Raw genomic sequence first — 15567 nt, 5'->3', positions numbered from 1 at the left:
TCCAGGAGCATCGACATGCGCGTCCCCCTTCTTCTGCTTTGCACCGTCCTGATCATCGCCGGTGGAATCGTCGCCGGCCGCGCGACCGCGCCGGCTTTCGTCAACGCGTCGTCGCCGGTCACCACCGAAGGGGCCGATCAAGCCGCCTTCGGCAAGAGCATCCATGACTACCTCGTGGCCCATCCCGAGGTTCTCGTCGAGGCCATGGAAGCACTCGAGCACAGGCAGAACAGCGAGCGCGATGCAGCTGCCCAGAAGGCCATCAGGCAGTATGCCAAGGAACTGACAAGCGATCCGGACAGTCCCGTTTCCGGCAACCCCAACGGCGACGTCACCGTCGTCGAATTCAGCGACTATCAGTGCCCCTACTGCAAGCGTGCGTTTCCGGCAGTCAAGTCGGTCGTTGCCGCCGACGGCAAGGTGAAGCTCGTTCACAAGGACCTGCCGATCCTGGGCGAGGCCTCGCGGATCGCCGCCTTGGCCGCGCTCGCCGCGAACAATCAACACAAGCACGATGCCTTCCACGACGCTCTCATGTCGTTCAACGGCAAGCTCGACCGCGACCGGATTCTCGAGATCGCCTCCTCGGTCGGCATCGACGTGGCCCAGCTTCAGAAGGACATGGAAGATCCCAAGCTGGCCGATATCCTCAGGCGCAATGCCGCCCTCGCCAAAGCGCTCGATGTGCGTGGCACGCCCGCTTTCGTGGTCGGCAACCAGTTCGTGCCCGGCGCCGTCGACGCCGACACGCTGAAGCAACTGATCGAGGAAGCCCGCAAGGGCTAGCGCGACAGCGTCGCCGAAAGCCCGAGCAGGTTGACGAGGTCGGGCGCAGCGAGGTTCATCCGGCTCGCCGCGGCGAGGCCGAGCGGTGGATCGGGCCGCGCCTCGAGGCCGAGGGTCCCGCCCTGTTCGATGAAGCGTGCAGCGGTATCGAGGAGCCTGGTCAAATCCTCGGTGATCAGGATATCCGGCGGCTGGTAGGTCCGGATGTCGCGGGCGAGATTGGCGCGTGCGACTGCGGGCGACTGGCCCGTGGTCGCCGCCAGTGCGCGCACCGAACGGTCGACTATCCCCTTGTCCGCAAGCATCAGTGTGGCCGAGGCTAGTGCAATCGAAGAACGTGACAGGATCATTGCATTGCCGTCATCGACGGCTCGCCAGAATGCCTCGTCCGCATCCGTCAAGGTGGCCGCAAACGACAAGTCCCAAAGATCGGCGGCTGCAAGCGCGCAGCGCTCGATGACCAGCTCTCGTTTGTCGCGCCGTTCGGCACCGGTGCAGTCAAGCCCGAGCTTGAGTTCCGAAAGCCCCATCGCCTGCAACACGGCGCGAAGCCTGACGGCCTCGAGATTCGCCGCCGGGCGCAGGATCAGGTCCTCGACGCGAAGACGCGATCGGCTGGAATCGGGCGACTCACGAGTGGTTTCGAACGACACGCTGTCCAGAGAGACGCCATTGCGCGACAACAAGCTCCCGCCGAAGCCGGCGGCGGCCGCAGAACCGACCTCGATACGGCCGAGCGGGCGGCCTGGCCGCCATGAGGTATCGCCAAGCTGCGCCAGGACGCGGCCGAGTTCGACATCCTTTGCCTTGATCTCATCGATCTTGAAAGCCACCTCGGTCGAGGCGCGCGGCGCCACCTCGAGATCGGCAACGCGGAGTGCGCCGATCCTGCCTCGGCTGAAGCCATCGACAGCGACGCGGCGCGCGCTGATGGCATCGCCGGTCTCGGGAAATGTGTAGGCAGCGTTCTTGCCTTCGATGCGCTGCACCGACAGCGCTTTGGCGATGCGCGCCGTCAGGATGGCAACCCGATGGGGGCCGGGAGCATTTGCGTCGTAGGATGCGAGATCCAGCCTGTCGATCACGAGCGAACCGACGTTCCAGCCCGCGCCACTGGATGGATCTATCATCCGGGCATCAACCAGTTCGACGTGATCGGCCTGCAGAGGATCGCCGAGCTTGAAGTCCGACAGCGGCGTGCGGCCCCGCAGCAGATCGCCAAGGGACTCCGACAGGCCGCTCGCCTGCCATCTTCCGACCGTCGCCTCACCGAACGCGTGGGAACGGAGATCGACCAGGGTCACGCGGCGGTCGATCAGCCCGACTTCGACCGCGCCGACCGATGCCTGGCCATCACGCTCGATCTCGGCCTTGATCTGTTGCGCCGCGTAGCGCTCTGCCACGGGCACGGCCGCGCCAGCGAGCAGGCCGAGCACGACGACGGCAAGCACCGCGACGAGGCCCTTGTTCACGGTTCGGCGTCGGGCTGCCTGGCCGGCTGGGCGGCATCGAATGCCGGATGCTTCATGCAGGTATCGAAAAGGCGTTTCAGCGTCGGATATTTCGCCATGTCGACCTTGAAGCGGCCGGCATTGAAGATCTGCGGCACCAGGCAGAGATCGGCCATCGTCGGCTGATCGCCATGGCTGAAGGCGCCGGTGCGGCGGTCATTCGCCACGGACGCCTCGTATGCCGCGAACCCGGTCTCGATCCAGTGTCGCGACCAGGCGAAAGCGGCTTCCTCCGACTGCCCGCATCTTTCCCGAAGATAGGTCATGACCCGCAAATTCTGGATCGGGTGGATATCCGCGGTCGGGATCAGCGCAAGGGCGCGCACGCGCGCGCGACCCACCGGATCCTTGGGCAGAAGCGGCGGTTCGGGATGCGTCTCCTCGAGATATTCCAGGATCGCCAGGGACTGCGTCAGTACTTCGCCCGAATCGAGCACCAGCGCCGGCACCAGCTTCTGCGGGTTGAGCGCCGCATAGTCCGGCGTGCTTTGCTCGCCCCTGCGCAAATGGCGAAAGGCATGCTCGACCGTGATGTCCTTCAGGTTGAGCGCGATGCGCACACGAAACGCGGCCGACGACCGGAAATACCCGATGAGCTTCATGGAGCCTCCCGGCCGCGACCGTAGCACGGCTCAGGCGCGCGGTGTGTAGCGAACCACTCTCTGGTCGATGGCGCCGAAGATCGAATGGCCGGCGCGATCGAACATCTCGATGCGCACGCGGTCGCCGAACCTCATGAACGGTGTCGCCGGCTTGCCGTTGTCGATCGTCTCGCGCACACGCCGCTCGGCAATGCAGGAGCAGCCGGCCGACGGGTCTCGATTGGCGACGGTGCCGGAGCCGACCACGGTTCCGGCCTCGAGATGCCGCGTGCGGGCTGCGTGGGCGATCAACTGGCCGAAGTCGAACGTCAGATCGGTCGCGGCGTTGGGATGGCCGAACTCCTTGCCGTTGAGCGTCGAGATGAGGGGCAGGTCGAGCTTGCCGCCGTCCCAGGCCTCGCCCAGCTCGTCGGGCGTCACGGCGACGGGAGCGAAGGCCGTCGCCGGCTTGCCATGGAAGAAGCCGAACCCCTTTGCCAGCTCCGTCACGATCACGTTGCGCAGCGAGACGTCGTTCAGGATCGTCACCAGCTTGATGTGCCGGCGCGCGGCGGCGGCAGACGTGCCCATCGGGACATCGTCGACGATAACCCCGATCTCGCCCTCGAAATCGATGCCCCAGGCTTCGTCCTCCAGCTCGATCTCATCGTTCGGTCCGACGAAGGAATCGGAGCCGCCCTGGTACATCAATGGATCGGTCCAGAAGGACGGCGGCATCTCGACGCCGCGCGCCTTGCGCACCAGCTCGACATGGACCACGTAGGCCGACCCGTCCGCCCACTGAAAGGCGCGCGGCAGCGGCGCGGCGAGCGCCGCCGTATCGAGATCGAAGGAGCCCGGCGCCTTGCCGTCGCGCAATTGCTCCGAAAGAGCGGCGAGTCTGGGCGAAAGGCTCGTCCAATCCTCGATCGCCTTCTGCAGCGTCGGTACGATGCCGGTCGCGCGGACTGCCCGCGTAAGCCCGCGGTCGACCACGATCAGCGTGCCGTCCCTTCCCCCTTCCTTCAGCGTTGCGAGCTTCATCGCGACGGGACCTACTCGGCCGCCTGGTTCATCTCGGGCGGCCGCCAGGAACCCACGTAGCCCTCGAACTCGACGCCCGCCGGCATCGCCGCGACATCGACCGCGTCGCGCGTGTCGATCATCACCGCCACCTCGTCGGTCTCCGTCTTGCCGCCCTTGGTTGCAGCGTGGAACGCCTTGGGATGGGGGCCATGGGTGAAACCCGACGGATGGATCGTCATCATGCCGGGATGGATGTTGTCGCGGCTGAAGAAGCTTCCCTTGTGGTAGAAGATGATCTCGTCGAAATCATCGTTGTTGTGGAAAAACGGCAGTCGCAGTGCCTCGGGATCGCTTTCGAGCGGACGCGGCACGAAAGTGCAGACGACGAACCGGCCGGCCATGAACGTGGTGTGCGCCGACGGCGGCAAATGGGCGCGGTGGCTCATCAGAGGCCGCAGATCGCGCCAGTTGATGCGCACCACGCTGAGATCGCCGTGCCAACCGACGGCGTCCAATGGATTGAAGGGAAAGGTCACGGTCGAAAGCGCGTTGCGCCGTTTCACCGAAACCGTCCAACTCCGCTCGTCCTGCTGTGCCTTGAAGGCGTCGTCGATATGCGGCGTGTCGAGCATCGCCGGATCGAAGATCGCGTGGTGACCGACCAGCCCCTTCTCGGGGAGGGTGAAATGGTCGTTCGTGGCCTCGACCATCAGCGACATGGTGGGCGCGGTAGGTGCCAGACGCCACATCGTGCCGCGTGGGATCACGATATAGTCGCCGTCGCGATAGCCCATATGGCCATAGTCGCAGAACAGGTCGCCCGCCCCCTCGTGCACGAACAGAAGCTGATCACCATCGCTGTTGCGGGCGAGCTCGGTCATCGGTCCGTCGAGCCGCCAAAGGCGCATCTGCAGATGCGGATTGCCCATGACCAATTCGGCGCGCCACGGATTGGCCTGGGCCTTGCCGAGCTTGTTCATGTCGAGCGCGCGCGGCCGGATCGGCCCTTCGAAGGCCACCCAATCGGTCGGCTTGTGCCTGTGGTGGAACTGCGCCGAGGGACCGAAGAAGCCTTCCTTGCTGATCTCGCGCTCATAGGTCCCCTCGGGCAGGCGCACATGGGCCTGACGCGACGCCGTGCCTTCGACCTGGCGCAGCGGAATCCAGTTCCTCGACATAGTTTCCTCCTTGATCCTACGCTTTCAGAACACCGCGCCGGATCTGGTCGAGCTCGATCGACTCGAACAGGGCGCGGAAATTGCCTTCGCCGAAGCCCTCGTTGCCGCGACGCTGGATGATCTCGAAGAAGATCGGCCCGATCACCGTCTGGGTGAAGATCTGGAGCAGCAGCCCCCCGCCCTTGGTCGGCGCGCCGTCGACAAGAATGCGGTCGGCGGCGAGCCGGGCCAGGTCCTCGCCGTGACCGGGCAGGCGCTGGTCGACTTGCTCATAGTAGGTATCCGGGACGGTCTGGAACGGCACGCCCTTGCTCCGCAGCGACTCGACGGTGTGGTAGATGTCGCTGGTGCCCAGCGCGATGTGCTGAATGCCCTCGCCGTGATAGGCGGACAGGTATTCCTGGATCTGCGACTTGTCGTCCGTGCTCTCGTTGATCGGGATCCGGATCTTGCCGCACGGGCTGGTCATCGCCCTCGACTTCAGGCCCGTGAGCTTGCCCTCGATGTCGAAGTAGCGGATCTCGCGGAAATTGAACAGGCGTTCGTAGAACTCCGCCCATTCGTCCATGCGGCCGCGATGCACGTTGTGGGTCAAATGATCGATATAGGTGAGGCCGACACCGCCGGGGTTGTGCTCGACGCCGGGCAGAAAGTCGAAGTCGACATCGTAGATGCTGCCCTTTTCGCCGTAGCGATCGACCAGGTAGATCAGCGAATCGCCGATACCCTTGATCGCCGGAATGTTGAGCTCCATCGGGCCGACCTTGTTCTCGACGCCCCAGGCGCCGAGCGCCAGCGCGCGCTTGTAGGCGCGGGCCGCGTTCTTCACGCGAAAGGCGATGGCGCAGACGCTCGGACCGTGCACGCGGGCGAAGCCCTGCGCGAAGCTTTCCTTCTCTCCGTTGACGATGAAGTTCACGTCGCCCTGGCGGAACAGCGACACATCCTTCGAGCGATGACGGGCCACGCGAAGGAAGCCCATGCTCTCGAACAGCCGGCCCAGCGCCTCCGGGTCGGCCGCGGTGTATTCGACGAATTCGAAGCCTTCCGTGCCCATGGGGTTCACGGGATCGGTGTCGAGATCGCTGCCGGCCATGCCGTCCTCCCGAATTTGACGGAACGAACAATTAGTTACATATGTAACTATCATGCCGAACGCTTCGCAAGGCCTCGAGCTGGAAAATTTCCTGCCCTACCGGCTCTCGGTCCTCGCTCAGATGGTGAGCAAATCGCTGCACGATCTCTACGCCGGCCCGTTCCGATTGACCGTCACGCAGTGGCGTGTGCTGGCCGCTCTGGGCCGCTTCGCGCCGCTTACCGCATCGGATGTGGGGCAGCGCATCGTGATGGACAAGGTGGCGGTCAGCCGGGCGGTGGCAGGGCTCATGAAGCGCGGCCTGGTCGAACGGGCGACCGACCTCAACGACCGGCGGCGCGCTTCTCTCAGACTGTCGGCCCGCGGCCGCGTCATGCATGCGCGGATCGTTCCCATCGCGCTGGCGTATGAGAAGCGTCTCTGCGAGGCCCTGACCGACGAGCAGCGGCGCCAGTTCGATTCGCTGGCCGAGCGCCTGTCTGCTCGCGCCAAGGCTCTCTGCGCCGGAGCATAACTGTCCCCGGCCGGCATCCTTGTGGCCGAGTCTCCGCGTGCTATAAACCCGCGACTTATAAGGACGGAGGCAGGTTTGGCCGTCAAGGCCGCGCGACGCCCGCCGGCGGCGAAACCGGTGCTGGTACTCAACGGGCCCAATCTCAACATGCTGGGCAAGCGGCAGCCGCAGATCTATGGCCGAGAGACTCTGGCGGATGTCGAGAAGAACTGTCGGGTCGAGGCGGCGCGCCTCGGGCTGGAGCTGGAATTCGCCCAAAGCAATCACGAAGGGGTACTGGTCGACCTTATTCAGGCGGCGCGCGAAAAGAACAGCGGCATCGTGATCAATGCCGGCGCCTACAGTCATACCTCGGTGGCCCTGCTGGACGCTCTGAACGCCGCCGAGGTGCCGGCCATCGAGGTCCACATCTCGAACATCTACAGGCGTGAAAGCTTTCGCCATCGCTCATATATAAGTCCCGCCGCGGTCGGCGTGATCGCCGGCCTCGGCAGCCAGGGTTACCTTCTCGCTCTCCAGGCGTTGGCGCGCCTGTTGGGCCGCTGAAATCTTCCGGGGAGCGTTCTTCATGGCCAAATTCGAGATGGATACCGAGTTCGTCCGCAAGCTGGCGCAGATCCTCGAGGAGACCCATCTCGGCGAAATCGAACTGGCGGACGGCGAACGCCGTATCCGGGTCGCCCGGCCGCAGGTGACCATGGCGGCCGCGGCGCCGCTAGCCTTTGCCGCCCCGGCAGCACTTGCGGCCGGCGGAAACGCCGGCCCGTCGGCACTGGCCAATGGGAGCGATCTCGGCGCCCATCCGGGGGCAGTGAAATCTCCTATGGTCGGAACGGCCTACCTGGCGGCCGAGCCCGGCAAGCCGGCCTTCGTGACGGTTGGCGACAAGATCACGGCCGGGCAGACGCTTCTGATCATCGAGGCAATGAAGACCTTCAATCCGATCAAGGCGCCAAAAGCCGGCACTGTAACGCAGATCCTGGTCGAGAATGCCCAGCCGGTGGAGTTCGGACAGGCGCTGATGGTCGTCGAGTAACGGCCGTCCGTCGTAATGTTCGAAAAAGTCCTGATCGCCAACCGCGGCGAGATCGCGCTCCGCATCCACCGCGCCTGCCGTGAGATGGGCATCCAGACCGTCGCGGTCCATTCCACGGCCGACAGCGATGCCATGCATGTGCGGCTGGCCGATCAGTCCGTCTGCATTGGCCCTCCGCCCGCGCGCGACAGCTACCTCAATATTCCGGCCATCCTGTCGGCTGCGACGATCACCGACGTCGATGCCATCCATCCGGGCTACGGTTTCCTATCGGAGAACGCGCGCTTCGCCGAGGCTGTCGAAGCAAGCGGCTTCACCTTCATCGGCCCGACGCCGCAGCACATCACAATGATGGGCGACAAGATCGTGGCCAAGCAGACGGCGCACGAGCTCGGCCTGCCGCTGGTGCCGGGATCGGCCGGACCGGTCGGATCGCTCGAGGAGATCGTTGCGCAGGGCGGCAAGATCGGCTGGCCGGTACTGATCAAGGCCGTGGCCGGCGGCGGCGGCCGCGGCATGAAGGTCGTCGACAGCGCTGACACGGCGGCAGAGGCCTATGCCCTTGCCAAGGCCGAAGCCAAGGCAGCCTTCAACAACGATGCCGTCTATGTCGAGAAATATCTCGGACACCCGCGCCATATCGAGATACAGGTCTTGGGCGACGGTCAGGGCGAAGGTGTCCATCTCGGCGAACGCGACTGCTCGCTGCAGCGTCGCCATCAGAAGGTGCTTGAGGAAGCACCCTCGCCAGCCCTCAATCCCGAACAGCGCAGCCGCATCGGCGAGCTTGCAGCTGCGGCGGTGCGCAAGCTCAGATACCGCGGCGCCGGCACCATGGAATTCCTGTTCCAGGACGGCGAATTCTACTTCATCGAGATGAACACCCGCCTGCAGGTCGAGCATCCCATCACCGAAGCGGTCACGGGTATCGATCTGGTCCGTGAGCAGATCCGCATCGCCGACGGCGCGCCGCTTGGCCTCAAACAGAGCGACATCGTCATCCAGGGCCACGCCATTGAATGCCGCGTCAATGCCGAGAATCCCGAGAGTTTCGTGCCCTGCCCCGGCCGTGTGGCCGACTATCATCCGCCCGGCGGCCTCGGGGTGCGCGTCGATTCCGGACTCTATTCGGGCTACGTGATGCCGCCCTACTACGATTCGATGGTGGCCAAACTCATCGTCAGCGGGCCGACGCGCAACGAATGCCTGATGCGGCTGCGCCGTTCGCTCGAGGAATTCGTGATCGGTGGCATCGAGACCACGATCCCGCTGCACCAGCGCATCATCCGCCAGCAAGAATTCATCGACGGCGAATACGATATCCACTGGCTGGAGAAGCTGGTCGGCCTAAAGAAATAGCCTCGCGATGCTGGAGATCACGCCCGAGCTCCTGCTGCAGGCCTACCGGATCGGCGTGTTTCCCATGGGGGAACGCCGCGACGACCCCAAACTCTACTGGCTCGATCCGCGCTTGCGCGCCGTGCTGCCGCTCGATGGCTTCCACTTGCCCCGCCGCCTTGCACGCACGGTCCGTTCCGGTCATTTCGAGGTCACCGCGGACCAGGCGTTCGTCGAGGTTGTCCGCGCCTGCGCCCTGCCGCGACCGGGCCATCCCGAAAGCTGGATCAACGAGCCGATCGTCGGCCTCTACAGCGAACTGCACAGACGTGGCCACGCCCATAGCGTCGAGTCCTGGCGCGACGGGCAACTCGTCGGCGGCCTGTACGGCGTTTCCGTCGGCGCTGCCTTCTTCGGCGAGAGCATGTTCAGCCGCGAGCGCGACGCCTCCAAGGTCGCGCTCGTCCATCTCGTTGCGCGCTTGATCACGGGCAGCTTCCGGCTGCTCGACTGCCAATTCATGACGGAGCATCTGCGCAACTTCGGCGCTGTCGAGATCCCACGCGACGATTTCCGCGAACGGCTGGCCGACGCGGTCGGCCGCGAGGCCGCCTTTCAGCGCGACTTGGTCGGCGACCCTTGCTCCCTCGTGCAGGCGAGCACACGCACATCATAGACACCGTCGTCGAGTGCCGAGAGCGAGGGCGTCGACGCGAACATCCAGCCGGCGAAAAGTCTCCGCTCCGGCTGACCGGGCTTGTGGTCCACGATCGTGAGATAGGCCGCGGCCTCGGGCGGCGCATCCGGCGTATTGACCAGACAGTCGCCCACGGTGATAGCGAGGGTGCCGAACCTCGTCGAGGCGCCGACCGGAGCGATGAAGCGCCGCGTCCGCGCGGTCACCTTGTCGAGCCCCTGCAGCTCGGCGACCGGCCTGCCCGGGCCGTCGGGAATCGCACGCAGGGTCGCGGCATCGTCGAACGAAGAGGATGACGGCTGCGCAGCAGAGGTTTGCGCCGGAGGCGTCTGGGCAGCAGTCATGGCGGCAAAGACGGTCAGAACGACGGCAGCAGCCACTGACGCAAAGGCCGCACGTCGAGGCACGCTCATTCCTTCTCGGCGTGGGGTACTGCCAATCCGTCGATCAACTCGTGCAGCGCTGCCTTGATCTGCCCGGCGTCGCATCCCATCAGAACTCCGTCCTCCAGCGCGTCGGCGCAGAGGCTCTCGATCTCCTGGATGTTCTGATTCAGGACTTTGATCTTTTCGAGGCAGGAGACCGGCTTGCCATCGGATTGCCGCCACATCGGCGGCGTCTTGGGAAGACGTGCGTTCATCACTTGTTTCCTGTTCCGCCGAACATGAACTTGGCGATCAACTCTGTCAGCGAGATGGCATCCTGCGTATTGGCGATCTCGCCTCCGGGCTGCAGCGTCTTGGTGTCCGCGCCTGGCTCCAGGGCCACTACCATACCGCCAAGCAGCGACTCGCTCACGATCTTGGCGTTGGTGTCCTCCGGAAGGCGCAGGCTCGAGGAAAGCGCCATGTGCACCACCGCCTGATAGGTCTTGGCGTCGAGGTCGATGGTCGTGACGGTGCCGACCTTGACCCCGCTCAGCGTGACGTCGGATCCGCGCTTCAGCCCGTCGACGCGGCCAAAGCGAGCGGTAAGCTCATAACCGCCCGAGCTCGACCGGTCCGACTTGGCGAAGGCATAGAACACGAATACGCCCGCCACCACCAACACGACAGCGCCTACGATCGTCTCGACGATATTGCGGCCCACGCACGGTCTCCCCGCTGTCTTTTCCAGTCACGCCGACAGTTCAGCCGGGACGCCACGCTTCGTAGGCCGGCTTGGGTTTCTCGCCGGCGGTCGAAAGCGACGAGCCCGGAGGGCGATAGGCAAGACCGGTACCAGTGAGATTGCGCTCGTGCTCTTTCTGCCACGGCCTGCGTGGCAGACCGTTCGCGGGCGGCGGCGCGTTCGTCGTGTGATGCAGCCAGCCGTGCCAATCGGGCGGAACCCGCGAGGCCTCGGGCTCTCCACGGTAGATGACCCACCGTTTCCGGCGCCGGCCCGGAAGCACGCGCTTGTCCTGGTAGTAGCGATTGCCTTGGTCGTCAGTTCCAACCAGTTCGCCGCGCATTTTCGTGAACAGCCAGGTACCGAAGGTCATCAATCACTCTCTCGAAATGCATCGCGCGCTTGTACGCGCGCACCTTGTGGCGTGCAACGCGACGCATGCGGGCCTTGGGGCGCATATCGTTCGTCGTCATGCGATTTCACGGCGTCCCGGACCCTTGTTGCGTGGTTGCATCATCTAGTACGATCAACACATTGGTCTACAAAATATAGTTGCGCACACAAGATTTTGTAATTTACTATCGTCCTGTGCCCATATCTGCGTGCTCATTGAACCGATTGAGCACGTCCCGCAGCGGGACAGGAAGACGGGAAGTTGGCACGGGGGATCGTCGATGCGCTTTGAGCGCCGGAACACGCGAACAGGGAAATCGCCATTCGAAGGAGTGGCGTTTCGTGTTGCCGATTCCGAAATTCGCAACCCCGACGGCACGGTTGTCTTTCAGCACAAGAGCATCGAGGTTCCTGCCGACTGGTCGCAAGTCGCGACCGACGTGCTGGCGCAAAAGTACTTCCGGCGCGCCGGCGTCGCCAGGCATCTGGTCCGCGTCGCCGAGGGCGATGTGCCGGAATGGCTCTGGCGTTCGGTACCCGACGAGCTTGCCCTCGCGACCTTGCCCCCTGAACAACGCTTCGGCGGCGAGAGCTCGGCGCGTCAGATATTCCATCGCATGGCCGGTGCCTGGACCTACTGGGGCTGGAAGGGTGGTTATTTCGACAGCGAAGAAGATGCGAGCGCCTATTACGCCGAGCTGTCTTTCATGCTGGCGAGGCAGATGTGCGCGCCCAACTCGCCGCAGTGGTTCAACACCGGCCTGCACTGGGCCTACGGCATCGACGGTCCCGATCAGGGACACTGGTTCGTCGACCATCGAGACGGCATCGCCTACCCGTCCGATTCGGCCTACGAGCGGCCGCAACCGCATGCCTGCTTCATCCAGAGCGTATCGGATGAGTTGCTAAGCGACGGCGGCATCATGGATCTGTGGGTTCGCGAGGCGCGGTTGTTCAAGTACGGCTCGGGGACGGGCTCCAATTTCTCGCGGCTGCGCGCGGCCGGCGAAAGATTGTCGGGGGGCGGGAAATCTTCCGGGCTGATGTCGTTCCTCAAGATCGGTGACCGCGCGGCCGGCGCCATCAAGTCGGGCGGTACGACACGCCGCGCCGCCAAGATGGTGGTCGTGGACGTCGACCATCCCGATATCGAGGAGTTCGTCTCCTGGAAGATGCTCGAGGAGCAGAAGGTCGCCGCTCTCGTCGCAGGCTCGCGCCTCGCCAACCGGCATCTCAACGCGGTGATGCGGGCATGCCTCGAAGGCGGAGTCGAAGGCGATGGCGCGTTCGATCCCAGGCGCAACCCGCACCTGCGCCAGGAAATCGTGGCCGCACGGGCCGCCGAGCTTCCGGAGAACTACATCCAGCGGGCCATCCAGTTCGCCCGCCAGGGCTACCGGCACATCGAATTCCCGGCCTTCGACACGGATTGGGAGTCGGAAGCCTACGCGACGGTGGCCGGACAGAACGCCAACAACTCCGTGCGGGTGACCGACGCCTTCCTGCGGGCGGTGGAAGCCGATCGCGAATGGGCGCTCACCGAGCGCACCACGGGCAAGGTCTCCAGAACGGTCTCGGCGGCAGCGCTTTGGGACCGCGTGGCCGAAGCGGCCTGGCACTCGGCCGATCCCGGCGTGCAGTTCGACACGACGATCAACGACTGGCACACCTGTCCGGCATCGGGCCGCATCAACGCTTCCAATCCGTGCTCGGAGTACATGTTCCTCGACGACACGGCGTGCAATCTCGCGTCCCTGAACCTGCTTCGGTTCCGGCGCGACGACGGTACGGTCGACGTCATCGCCCTCGAGCACGCGACACGTCTGTGGACCGTCGTTCTCGAGATTTCGGTGATGATGGCGCAGTATCCGTCGCGCCGCATCGCCGAACTCTCCTATCGTTATCGGACGCTGGGGCTGGGATACGCCAATCTTGGCGCGCTGCTGATGGCGTCGGGCCTGGGCTACGATTCGGCTCGAGGCCGCGCCATCGCCGGCGCGATCACCGCCGTCGTGACCGGCATCGCCTACGCGACTTCGGCAGAGATGGCCAGCCTGATGGGCGCCTTCCCCGGTTTCCTTGCCAACCGCGAGCCGATGCTGCGTGTCATCCGCAACCATCGTTCTGCGGCCTACGGCGGCGAAGCGGGCTACGAGGGCCTGTCCACCCCGCCGGTCGCCCTGGACGTGGCGAACTGCCCGGACGCCGGCCTGGTGGTGGCCGCGCAGCATGCCTGGGACCGCGCGCTGGCTCTTGGCGAGCAACACGGCTTTCGCAACGCGCAGGTCTCGGTGATCGCTCCCACCGGCACGATCGGGCTGGTGATGGATTGCGATACGACCGGCATCGAACCCGACTTCGCTTTGGTGAAGTTCAAGAAGCTGGCGGGCGGCGGTTATTTCAAGATCATCAACCGGACGGTGCCGCTGGCGCTGCGCACGCTGGGCTACGACGAGCCCGCGATCGCGCGCATCGTCGCCCACGCGGTGGGTTACGGCACGCTGACATCGGCGCCCGCCATCAATCCCGAGACGCTGGCGGCGCGCGGGTTCGATGCGGCGACCCTTGCACGGATCGAGCAGGCGCTCGCCACCGCTTTCGACATACGGTTTGCTTTCTCGCGCTACACGTTGGGCGACGACTTCTGCCGTTCGGTACTGGCACTCGACGATGCGGCGCTCGACGATCCCGATCTCGATCTCCTTGCGCGACTCGGCTTTTCCCGCAACGACATCGCGTCGGCGAACATCCACGCATGCGGGACGCTGTCGATCGAAGGCGCGTCGGACCTCAAGAGCGAGCATCTCGCTGTTTTCGATTGCGCAAATCCCTGTGGACGAGATGGCAAGCGCTGCTTGTCTGCTGAAAGCCACATACGCATGATGGCTGCAGCACAACCGTTCATATCGGGCGCGATCTCGAAGACGATCAACATGCCGAACGCCGCCACGGTCGAGGACTGCCGCAAGGCCTACGAGATGTCGTGGAAGCTTGGCCTCAAGGCCAATGCGCTTTATCGCGACGGCTCGAAGTTGTCGCAGCCGCTTTCCGCCCTGGTGCTCGGCGAGGACAAGGCAGCGAACGACGACCTTCTCGAACTCTCGCCCGTTGCGCGCGCGCCCGTCATCGCCGAGCGCATCGTGGAACGAATCGTCGAGCGCGAGGTGCGCCGCGGCCGCGAGCGGCTGCCGCAGCGGCGCAAGGGTTATACCCAGAAGGCCACGGTCGGCGGTCACAAGGTCTATCTGCGCACCGGCGAATACGAGGACGGCCGGGTCGGCGAGATCTTCGTCGACATGCACAAGGAGGGTGCCGCCTTCCGCAGCCTGATGAACAACTTCGCCATCGCGATCTCGATCGGCCTGCAGTACGGCGTGCCGCTCGAGGAGTTCGTCGAGGCCTACACCTTCACGCGGTTCGACCCCAGCGGTCTCGTCGAAGGCAACGATGCGATCAAGATGTCGACCTCGGTGGTCGACTACATCTTCCGCGAGCTCGCCATCTCCTATCTCGGGCGCAACGACCTCGCGCACGTCGAGCAGGCCGACCTTCGGCCCGACGGCGTCGGCCGGGGCCAGGTCGAGGACGGGTTGCCGGTTGGCGGCACGGACGCCGCGCAGGCCGCGGCAGCCGCGGTCAGCCGCATCGCCAGCGTCGGCTACATGCGCAGCAACCTCTATGTATTGAGCGGCCGGACGGCCGGCAGTGTCGCTATCGCCGACCAGGCGATCGCCGCCGGCACCGCGCCCATCGAACTGACGGACGGCCCAGCCGTCGCTTCGGCGCACATCGCCCAGGCGGCCGTCGTCGGCGTCGCGACCGGAGGGGCATCCTCCTCACCCAGGGGTCTGGCCGTCGAGGCAAGACTCAAGGGGTTCGAAGGGGATGCCTGTCCGGAGTGTGGCAACTTCACCATGGTCCGCAACGGGACGTGCCTCAAGTGCACCACCTGCGGCGGCACCACGGGATGCAGTTGACCAAGCGCGACGTAGCGTACCTGCGTACCCCGAGGACCTCGCGGTTGGGGACCTCATAGCTAACCATAGGAGACAGTTATGGCTGCTAAGAAAAAGGCTGCTAAGAAGAAGGCTGCTAAGAAGAAGAAGCAGTAAGAATAAGGAAAGGGCGTAGGCCAAAGCTCAACTTTGGCCCCTCTAACCGACGCCTTTCGGCTTCCGTGTGGGCGCCCTCGTGGCCCCCACCGGAAGCCACCTTCAAATTCAAGCATTAAAGCCAATGCGACGTTCCCGTTCGCGGGGACTGGAAAGGCGAAACTGATTGGTGTCCGGCGGCTAATGTCC

Annotated in this window: 16 protein-coding genes; 7 read left to right on the top strand and 9 right to left on the bottom strand. The window is 64.7% G+C overall.

Annotation, left to right across the window (positions count from 1 at the left end):
- The first annotated feature begins 15 nt into the window (after positions 1 to 15).
- Complete coding sequence (locus tag VH499_RS00285) at positions 16 to 786, top strand: DsbA family protein (RefSeq protein WP_332050668.1); 771 nt, start codon at positions 16 to 18, stop codon at positions 784 to 786.
- On the opposite strand, the gene VH499_RS00280 is transcribed toward VH499_RS00285, so the two are convergent.
- The 5 genes from VH499_RS00280 to hppD are packed head-to-tail and all read right to left on the bottom strand — an operon-like array spanning position 783 to position 6178.
- A complete protein-coding gene (locus tag VH499_RS00280) occupies positions 783 to 2258 on the bottom strand; it encodes a hypothetical protein (RefSeq protein WP_332050667.1) in 1476 nt (491 codons plus the stop codon). The genes VH499_RS00285 and VH499_RS00280 overlap by 4 nt on opposite strands.
- Complete coding sequence (gene maiA, locus VH499_RS00275) at positions 2255 to 2899, bottom strand: maleylacetoacetate isomerase (protein ID WP_332050666.1); 645 nt, start codon at positions 2897 to 2899, stop codon at positions 2255 to 2257. The genes VH499_RS00280 and maiA overlap by 4 nt, the downstream gene beginning before the upstream one ends.
- A 30-nt stretch (positions 2900 to 2929) precedes the next feature.
- A complete protein-coding gene (locus tag VH499_RS00270; protein ID WP_332050665.1) occupies positions 2930 to 3922 on the bottom strand; it encodes a fumarylacetoacetate hydrolase family protein in 993 nt (330 codons plus the stop codon).
- 11 nt (positions 3923 to 3933) lie between these two features.
- Positions 3934 to 5082 carry a homogentisate 1,2-dioxygenase gene (locus tag VH499_RS00265; protein WP_332050664.1) on the bottom strand — a complete coding sequence of 383 codons (1149 nt, stop codon included), beginning with the start codon at positions 5080 to 5082 and terminating at the stop codon, positions 3934 to 3936.
- 16 nt (positions 5083 to 5098) lie between these two features.
- Positions 5099 to 6178, bottom strand: a complete 1080-nt coding sequence (gene hppD, locus VH499_RS00260) for a 4-hydroxyphenylpyruvate dioxygenase (RefSeq protein ID WP_332050663.1) — start codon at positions 6176 to 6178, stop codon at positions 5099 to 5101.
- 52 nt (positions 6179 to 6230) lie between these two features.
- Between hppD and VH499_RS00255 the strand changes: the two genes are divergently transcribed.
- The 5 genes from VH499_RS00255 to aat all read left to right on the top strand — a co-directional run bounded on the left by VH499_RS00255 (position 6231) and on the right by aat (position 9742).
- Complete coding sequence (locus tag VH499_RS00255; RefSeq protein ID WP_332050662.1) at positions 6231 to 6692, top strand: MarR family transcriptional regulator; 462 nt, start codon at positions 6231 to 6233, stop codon at positions 6690 to 6692.
- Positions 6693 to 6767: 75 nt separating this feature from the next.
- On the top strand, positions 6768 to 7238 hold the full coding sequence (gene aroQ, locus VH499_RS00250) for a type II 3-dehydroquinate dehydratase (RefSeq protein WP_332050661.1): 471 nt from the start codon (positions 6768 to 6770) through the stop codon (positions 7236 to 7238).
- 22 nt (positions 7239 to 7260) lie between these two features.
- Positions 7261 to 7728 carry an acetyl-CoA carboxylase biotin carboxyl carrier protein gene (gene accB, locus VH499_RS00245; RefSeq protein ID WP_332050660.1) on the top strand — a complete coding sequence of 156 codons (468 nt, stop codon included), beginning with the start codon at positions 7261 to 7263 and terminating at the stop codon, positions 7726 to 7728.
- Positions 7729 to 7743: 15 nt separating this feature from the next.
- Positions 7744 to 9087: an acetyl-CoA carboxylase biotin carboxylase subunit gene (accC, locus tag VH499_RS00240; RefSeq protein ID WP_332050659.1), complete on the top strand. Its 1344-nt coding sequence runs from the start codon at positions 7744 to 7746 to the stop codon at positions 9085 to 9087.
- A gap of 7 nt (positions 9088 to 9094) precedes the next feature.
- Entirely contained in the window at positions 9095 to 9742 is a 648-nt protein-coding gene (aat, locus tag VH499_RS00235) for a leucyl/phenylalanyl-tRNA--protein transferase (protein ID WP_332050658.1), read from the top strand.
- On the opposite strand, the gene VH499_RS00230 is transcribed toward aat, so the two are convergent.
- The 4 genes from VH499_RS00230 to VH499_RS00215 are packed head-to-tail and all read right to left on the bottom strand — an operon-like array spanning position 9682 to position 11246.
- Complete coding sequence (locus tag VH499_RS00230; protein ID WP_332050657.1) at positions 9682 to 10170, bottom strand: DUF2155 domain-containing protein; 489 nt, start codon at positions 10168 to 10170, stop codon at positions 9682 to 9684. The two genes, aat and VH499_RS00230, sit on opposite strands and share 61 nt — an antisense overlap.
- A gap of 2 nt (positions 10171 to 10172) precedes the next feature.
- Positions 10173 to 10403 (bottom strand): hypothetical protein, encoded by a 231-nt coding sequence (locus tag VH499_RS00225; RefSeq protein WP_332050656.1) that lies wholly within the window; start codon positions 10401 to 10403, stop codon positions 10173 to 10175.
- Positions 10403 to 10852: an outer membrane lipid asymmetry maintenance protein MlaD gene (gene mlaD / locus VH499_RS00220; RefSeq protein ID WP_332050655.1), complete on the bottom strand. Its 450-nt coding sequence runs from the start codon at positions 10850 to 10852 to the stop codon at positions 10403 to 10405. The genes VH499_RS00225 and mlaD overlap by 1 nt, the downstream gene beginning before the upstream one ends.
- Before the next feature lie 40 nt (positions 10853 to 10892).
- The gene (locus tag VH499_RS00215) at positions 10893 to 11246 is read right to left on the bottom strand and encodes an NADH:ubiquinone oxidoreductase subunit NDUFA12 (RefSeq protein WP_332050654.1); all 354 of its coding nucleotides are present in this window, start codon (positions 11244 to 11246) and stop codon (positions 10893 to 10895) included.
- Between the two features lie 301 nt (positions 11247 to 11547).
- On the opposite strand from VH499_RS00215, the gene VH499_RS00210 reads away from it, so the two are divergent.
- On the top strand, positions 11548 to 15243 hold the full coding sequence (locus VH499_RS00210) for a vitamin B12-dependent ribonucleotide reductase (RefSeq protein ID WP_332050653.1): 3696 nt from the start codon (positions 11548 to 11550) through the stop codon (positions 15241 to 15243).
- Positions 15244 to 15567: the final 324 nt, after the last annotated feature.

The organism is Reyranella sp. (assembly GCF_036558665.1).
Lineage (GTDB): Bacteria > Pseudomonadota > Alphaproteobacteria > Reyranellales > Reyranellaceae > Reyranella.
Note: the sequence above shows the minus strand (reverse complement) of the source record. Positions and strands in the feature narration are given on the sequence as shown.

Bases quoted from the DNA above. Each gene is read 5' to 3' on its own strand.
- VH499_RS00285 (WP_332050668.1), top strand. From the start codon at position 16: ATGCGCGTCCCCCTTCTTCTGCTTTGCACCGTCCTGATCATCGCCGGT.
- maiA (WP_332050666.1), bottom strand. From the start codon at position 2,899: ATGAAGCTCATCGGGTATTTCCGGTCGTCGGCCGCGTTTCGTGTGCGC.
- VH499_RS00270 (WP_332050665.1), bottom strand. From the start codon at position 3,922: ATGAAGCTCGCAACGCTGAAGGAAGGGGGAAGGGACGGCACGCTGATC.
- VH499_RS00265 (WP_332050664.1), bottom strand. From the start codon at position 5,082: ATGTCGAGGAACTGGATTCCGCTGCGCCAGGTCGAAGGCACGGCGTCG.
- hppD (WP_332050663.1), bottom strand. From the start codon at position 6,178: ATGGCCGGCAGCGATCTCGACACCGATCCCGTGAACCCCATGGGCACG.
- VH499_RS00255 (WP_332050662.1), top strand. From the start codon at position 6,231: ATGCCGAACGCTTCGCAAGGCCTCGAGCTGGAAAATTTCCTGCCCTAC.
- accB (WP_332050660.1), top strand. From the start codon at position 7,261: ATGGCCAAATTCGAGATGGATACCGAGTTCGTCCGCAAGCTGGCGCAG.
- accC (WP_332050659.1), top strand. From the start codon at position 7,744: ATGTTCGAAAAAGTCCTGATCGCCAACCGCGGCGAGATCGCGCTCCGC.
- aat (WP_332050658.1), top strand. From the start codon at position 9,095: ATGCTGGAGATCACGCCCGAGCTCCTGCTGCAGGCCTACCGGATCGGC.
- VH499_RS00225 (WP_332050656.1), bottom strand. From the start codon at position 10,403: ATGAACGCACGTCTTCCCAAGACGCCGCCGATGTGGCGGCAATCCGAT.
- VH499_RS00215 (WP_332050654.1), bottom strand. From the start codon at position 11,246: ATGACCTTCGGTACCTGGCTGTTCACGAAAATGCGCGGCGAACTGGTT.
- VH499_RS00210 (WP_332050653.1), top strand. From the start codon at position 11,548: ATGCGCTTTGAGCGCCGGAACACGCGAACAGGGAAATCGCCATTCGAA.